Origin of the sequence: Delftia sp. CH05, assembly GCF_009827015.1 — a bacterium.
Lineage (GTDB): Bacteria > Pseudomonadota > Gammaproteobacteria > Burkholderiales > Burkholderiaceae_C > Comamonas > Comamonas tsuruhatensis.
In genome coordinates, this window is sequence record NZ_WUMG01000090.1 from 1 (window position 1) to 5258 (window position 5258).

5 protein-coding genes are annotated in these 5258 nt (G+C 70.0%); 2 read left to right on the forward strand and 3 right to left on the reverse strand.

Annotated features, from left to right (window positions below; translation table 11 throughout):
• Positions 1-911, forward strand: a 911-nt coding sequence (locus GRX31_RS30135; protein WP_237426834.1) for a TauD/TfdA dioxygenase family protein, incomplete at its 5' end; no start/stop codon positions are given.
• 23 nt (positions 912-934) lie between these two features.
• Positions 935-2392 carry an aldehyde dehydrogenase family protein gene (locus GRX31_RS30140; RefSeq protein WP_016453608.1) on the forward strand — a complete coding sequence of 486 codons (1458 nt, stop codon included), beginning with the start codon at positions 935-937 and terminating at the stop codon, positions 2390-2392.
• 10 nt (positions 2393-2402) lie between these two features.
• Here GRX31_RS30140 and GRX31_RS30145 read toward each other — a convergent pair whose 3' ends face one another.
• From GRX31_RS30145 to GRX31_RS30155, 3 genes are all read right to left on the reverse strand, one after another.
• A complete protein-coding gene (locus tag GRX31_RS30145) occupies positions 2403-3305 on the reverse strand; it encodes a M48 family metallopeptidase (RefSeq protein WP_074922583.1) in 903 nt (300 codons plus the stop codon).
• 60 nt (positions 3306-3365) lie between these two features.
• Positions 3366-4337 carry a DMT family transporter gene (locus GRX31_RS30150; protein WP_160856219.1) on the reverse strand — a complete coding sequence of 324 codons (972 nt, stop codon included), beginning with the start codon at positions 4335-4337 and terminating at the stop codon, positions 3366-3368.
• A 72-nt stretch (positions 4338-4409) separates the two neighbouring features.
• On the reverse strand, positions 4410-5138 hold the full coding sequence (locus GRX31_RS30155; protein ID WP_047326943.1) for a helix-turn-helix domain-containing protein: 729 nt from the start codon (positions 5136-5138) through the stop codon (positions 4410-4412).
• Between the last annotated feature and the right edge of the window lie 120 nt (positions 5139-5258).

Sequence of the window (5258 nt, forward strand, 5' to 3'; positions counted from 1 at the left end):
CCTCCCCTCCCATCCGTTCCTTCAAGGAGTACCCCATGGCCAATGCCGCCCCCATGCAGCTGATCGACATCGACGCCCGCTACCACCACATCCGCCCCGTGCCGCGCATGCCCAACTTCGCGGCCTGGATCGAGGGCGTGGACCTGACCCGCCCCCTGTCCCCCGAGGTGCAGGCGGAACTGCGACAGGCCCTGTACGACTTCGAGGTCATCTTCTTCCGGCCCCAGGCCATCACGGCCGAGCAGCATGTGGCGCTGGCGCAGGTGTTCGGCCCGCTGTCCAAGGGCTCGTACTTCGAGCGCAAGAGCGGCATGCCCGACGTGGAGATGATCATCTCCGACAAGGACCGCCCGCCCGCCATAGACAACTGGCACACCGACATCAGCTGGAAGCAGCAGCCGCCGCTGGGCACCGTGATCCAGATCGTGACCACGCCGCCGGCCGGCGGCAACACCTGCTGGACCAGCACCAGCAAGGCCTATGACTGGCTCTCGCCCGGCATGCAGCAGTACCTGGAAGGCCTGCAGGCGGTCCATACCTGGGAGGAATCGGGCTTCCGGGAATACCTGGGCCGCAAGGGCGAGGAGGCGCTGTTCGAGGCGCTGCGCCAGTTCAAGCCCGTGACGCATCCCGTGGTGCGCACCAACCCCGATTCAGGCCGCAAGTGCATCTTCGTCAATGCCGATTTCACGCGCCACATCACGGGCGTGGACCGACACGAGGCGCGCGGCGTGCTCGCCTTCCTGCTGGACTGGCTGAAGAAGCCGGAGTTCATGGTGCATCATCAATGGGACGCGGGCGGCATCGCCATCTGGGACAACCGCAGCACGCAGCACTATGCTGTGGCCGACTACTGGCCCCACTACCGCGTGAACCAGCGCGTCACCTTCGACACCCCTTCCACCCAATGACAACGAGACACGGAGACAGCTTCATGAGCACGCAAGAGCACCTGCAGTTCTATATCGACGGCCAATGGGTTCCCCCGGCCGTGCCGCGCACGCTGGATGTGATCAATCCGTCCACCGAGGAGGTGGCGGCCCGCATCAGCATGGGCTCGGCCGCCGATGTCGATGCAGCCGTGGCCGCCGCACGCCGCGCGTTCGACGGCTTCTCGCAGACCACGCGCGACGAGCGGCTGGCCCTGCTGGACAAGGTGCTGGCGGTCTACATGCGCCGCATCGACGAGGTGGCGCAGACCATCTCGCTGGAGATGGGCGCGCCGCTGTGGCTGTCGCGCGCGGCCCAGGCCACCGTGGGCGCAGGGCACCTGAAGCAGACCCTGCAGGTGCTCAGGGAATTCGAGTTCGAGAGCGTGCGCGGCACCACCGGCATCGTGCATGAGCCCGTGGGCGTGGTCGGCATGATCACGCCCTGGAACTGGCCCATCAACCAGATCATGTGCAAGGTGGCACCGGCCCTGGCGGCGGGCTGCACCATGGTGCTCAAGCCCTCGGAGATCGCGCCGCTCAATGCCATCCTGGTGGCCGAGATCCTGCACGAAGCGGGCGTGCCGGCCGGCGTGTTCAACCTGGTCAACGGCGACGGCCCCTCGGTGGGCGAGGCCATGTCCGTGCACCCCGGCATCGACATGATGACCTTCACCGGCTCCACGCGCGCGGGCATTGCCGTGGCCAAGGCCTCGGCCGATACCGTCAAGCGCGTGACCCAGGAGCTGGGCGGCAAGTCGGCCAACATCGTGCTGGACGACGCCGACATCGAAAAGGCCGTGACCCAGGGCGTGAACGCCTGCTTCACCAACTCCGGTCAGAGCTGCAACGCGCCCACGCGCATGTTCGTGCCGCGCGCCCTGCATGCGCGCGCCGTGGCCGCGGCCAAGGCCGCTGCCGAAGGCATGAAGGTGGGCGATGCACTGGCCGACACGGGCGCCATGCACATGGGCCCCGTGGTCAGCGAGGCGCAGTTCCGCAAGATCCAGGGCCTGATCGAGGCCGGCATCGCCGAAGGCGCCACCCTGGTGGCCGGCGGCACGGGCCGCCCCGAGGGCCTTGCGCGCGGCTACTTCGTGCGGCCCACGGTGTTTGCCGACGTGCGCAACGACATGACCATTGCGCGCGAGGAGATCTTCGGCCCCGTGCTGGTCATCCTGCCCTACGACACGGAGGAGGAGGCCATCGCCCAGGCCAACGACACGCCCTACGGCCTGTCGGGCTATGTGCAGTCAGGCAGCCTGGAGCGCGCACGCCGCGTGGCCTCGCGCCTGCGCACCGGCATGGTCCACCTCAACGGTGCAGGACCGGACTTCGGCGCGCCGTTCGGTGGCTACAAGCAGTCGGGCACGGGCCGGGAATGGGGCGAGCACGGCTTCAAGGAGTACCTTGAAGTGAAAGCCGTGATGGGCTATCAACCCAAGCAAAAAGCCGCCGCCTGAAGGCGGCTGCCTACCCGCGCCGTGCGGCCTCGTAGAGGCCTTCCACGCGCGGGATGTTGCGCTCCAGCTCGCGGATGCGCTCGGGGCCTGCGGGGTGGGTGGACAGGAATTCCAGGCCGCCGCGGTCGCCCGTGGCCTGGCCCATCTTGCGCCACAGCGAGACCGAGGCCTGGGGGTTGTAGCCGGCGCGCGCGGCCAGCTCCAGGCCCACGAGGTCGGCCTCGCTCTCATCGCCCCGGCTGAATTTCAGCGACAGCAACTGGCCGCCCAGGCGGGCCGCCGCATTGCCCAGGTCGCCCAGGCCCAGCAATTGGGCGCCCAGCGAGATGCCGATGCTGGTGGCCTGGTTCTTGGCCAGCTGCTCGCGCGAGTGCTCGCGCAGCGCATGGGCCATTTCGTGGCCCATGATCATGGCGATCTCGTCGTCGGTCAGCTGCAGTTGGTCGATGATGCCCGTGTAGAAGGCGATCTTGCCGCCCGGCATGCAAAAGGCATTGATCTCCTTGCTGCCGATCAGATTCACCTCCCAGCGCCAGGCATTGGCGCGCGGATTCCATTGCGCGGTGTAGGGGATCAGCCGCCGGGCGATGGCGCGCAGCCGCAGCAGCTGCGGGTTGCTGTCGCCGGCCAGTGCGCCCTGGGCGCGGGCCTTGGCCAGCAGTTGCTGGTACTGGTCGGTGGCGGCGCCTTCCAGCGTCTCGGCCGGCACCAGCTTGCGCAGGCCCGAGGCACCGCCCACCTGCACCTGGGCCGCCACCGGCGCCGCGGCCAGGCCCAGGGCCGCCGCGCTGCCGGCCAGCAAGAAACCGCGACGCGCGCGCCAGGGCGCGCAGGCACAGCCCCAGGCGGACGGGGCACAGGATTCGGAAGAGAGATGGGATGGCTGCTGCATGCCGCCAAGTCTAGCGGCCATGTATGCCTGCAACATGCGGAGAACAGCGCATCGTGAAGAGCGGCGCCGGCCTACAAAGAGTCACGCCATCTGCGCGGCCATCACGGCCCGCTGCGAGCGCATCTCGGCGCCGATCACCAGCATCAGCCCGGCCAGCACGGCCAGCAGCCCCAGCCACGATTGCAGCGGCTGCCGCTCGCCCACGACCCACACCGCCAGCACGAAGGCCGCCACGGGCTCGATCAGGCTCAGCGTCACGCCCGTGGGGCCGGAGATGCTGCGCAGCCCGATGGAAAACAGCATGTGCGCCAGGCCCGACACCACCACGCCCAGGTAGACCACCACCAGCACGGCCGCCAGGCTCCACTGCGGCAGGCCGCTTTGCACCAGCGCAATCGGCACCGCCATGCAGGCCGCCCCGGTGAAGACATAGAAATTCACCACGCGCGGCGACATGTGGGTGACCAGGCGCTTGTTGATCAGCGCATAGCCCGCGTACGACAGCCCCGCCAGCAGGCACAGGGCCAGGCCGCTCCAGGACAGCGTGGCGCCGCCCCGGGCCATCACCATGGCCGCGCCTCCCGCCACGCTCACCAGCGTGCCGGCCCACCACAGGGCCGACAGGGGCGCGCGCAGCACCAGCGCCTGCATCAGCCCGGCCCAGATGGGGCCGCTGCCAATGGCCACGGCCGTGCCCACGGCCACGCCCGTGAGCGTCACGCCCTCGTAGAAGAAGATGCTGTAGCCGCCGATTCCCATGGATGCCAGCAGGAACCAGGCCGGGCGCAGTCCCAGGTGCACCGGGTTGGGCAGCAGAGGCTGGACGCGCGCCCCGCCCTGCCCGGCCCGCCCGCGCAGCCTCCGATGGGAAACCGCCAGCAGCGCCCCCAGAAACAGGCTGGAAACCGCCAGCTGCGCGGCGCCCACCCAGAACGGCGACAGCCCGCCTGCGCCCAGGCTTTGCGCCGTGCCCGTCGTGCCCCAGAGCACGGCAGCCACCGAAACGAAGGCGATGCCGACGGCGGAGGAAGAAGCGGAAGAATTGCGAACCATGGCGCCATGTTGCGCCTGGCGCGGCCGGGCATTTGTCGAGAAACGCTCGTAGTCCGCAAGACTGTGAACGGGCTAGCCGCGCAGCTGCCGCGCCGTCACGCCCCGGTCGCGCCGCAGCGCATAGGCCAGCGCGCTGGCCGAGGCATATCCGCAGCGCAGCGCCGTGGCCTCCAGGGGCAGGCCCCGCGCCAGCCCGCGCTCGGCCGCATCCAGGCGCAGGCCGCGCAGCCAGGCCTGGGGCGGCTGGCCCGCCAGCTCCACGAAGCGCGCGTGAAAGCGCTGGGCGCTCATATGGCACAGGGCGGCCAGCCGGGCCGTGGGCCAGTCCTCGTGCAATGCGGCCTGTACGCTCGTGGTCAGTTGCTGCAGGTCCAGCCCCCGGCGCGCCAGCAGGCCGGGCGCCTGCAGCACCTGGGCCAGCTGCTCTGTGGCCGGGCCTTCCGACTCCCGGCCGCGCAGGGCGGGCGGCACGGAAAAGCGCCGCATCCGGTCCAGCCCCGGGCCGCTGGGCGCATCGATGACGAACACGCGCGAGCGCGGCGCCGCCAGGTAGCCGTGGTCCACGCCGGCGGGGATGAGCATGCCGCTGACGGCGTCCACAAAGGCGCTGCGCCCGCCCACCTCCAGCTCCATGCGGCCCTGCAGGGCATAGAGGATCTGCGCATGGCCGTGGGCATGGGCCTGGTGCTCGCCGCTGTAGCTGCGCACCGAGCTGTGCGGCGCGAAGGCGGTATCGGTGGCATCGGCCGCGCCGTCTTGCGCGGCGGCATCGCTGTGGAGGGAAGAGAGGGTGTAGGCCATGGCGGCATCCTGTGCCCGCGATGGTAGCGCGCGCCAGTCCGCGCCACCATGGGCCCGATAATGGCCGCAGCCTGCCGCAGCACAACATGACCGAGCCGTCCACCACCACCCCCTCCGCCC

What these genes read in the sequence shown, in the direction of transcription:
- GRX31_RS30140 (WP_016453608.1), top strand. Translation starts at nt 935, where the DNA reads ATGAGCACGCAAGAGCACCTGCAGTTCTATATCGACGGCCAATGGGTT.
- GRX31_RS30145 (WP_074922583.1), bottom strand. Translation starts at nt 3,305, where the DNA reads ATGGCCGCTAGACTTGGCGGCATGCAGCAGCCATCCCATCTCTCTTCC.
- GRX31_RS30150 (WP_160856219.1), bottom strand. Translation starts at nt 4,337, where the DNA reads ATGGTTCGCAATTCTTCCGCTTCTTCCTCCGCCGTCGGCATCGCCTTC.
- GRX31_RS30155 (WP_047326943.1), bottom strand. Translation starts at nt 5,138, where the DNA reads ATGGCCTACACCCTCTCTTCCCTCCACAGCGATGCCGCCGCGCAAGAC.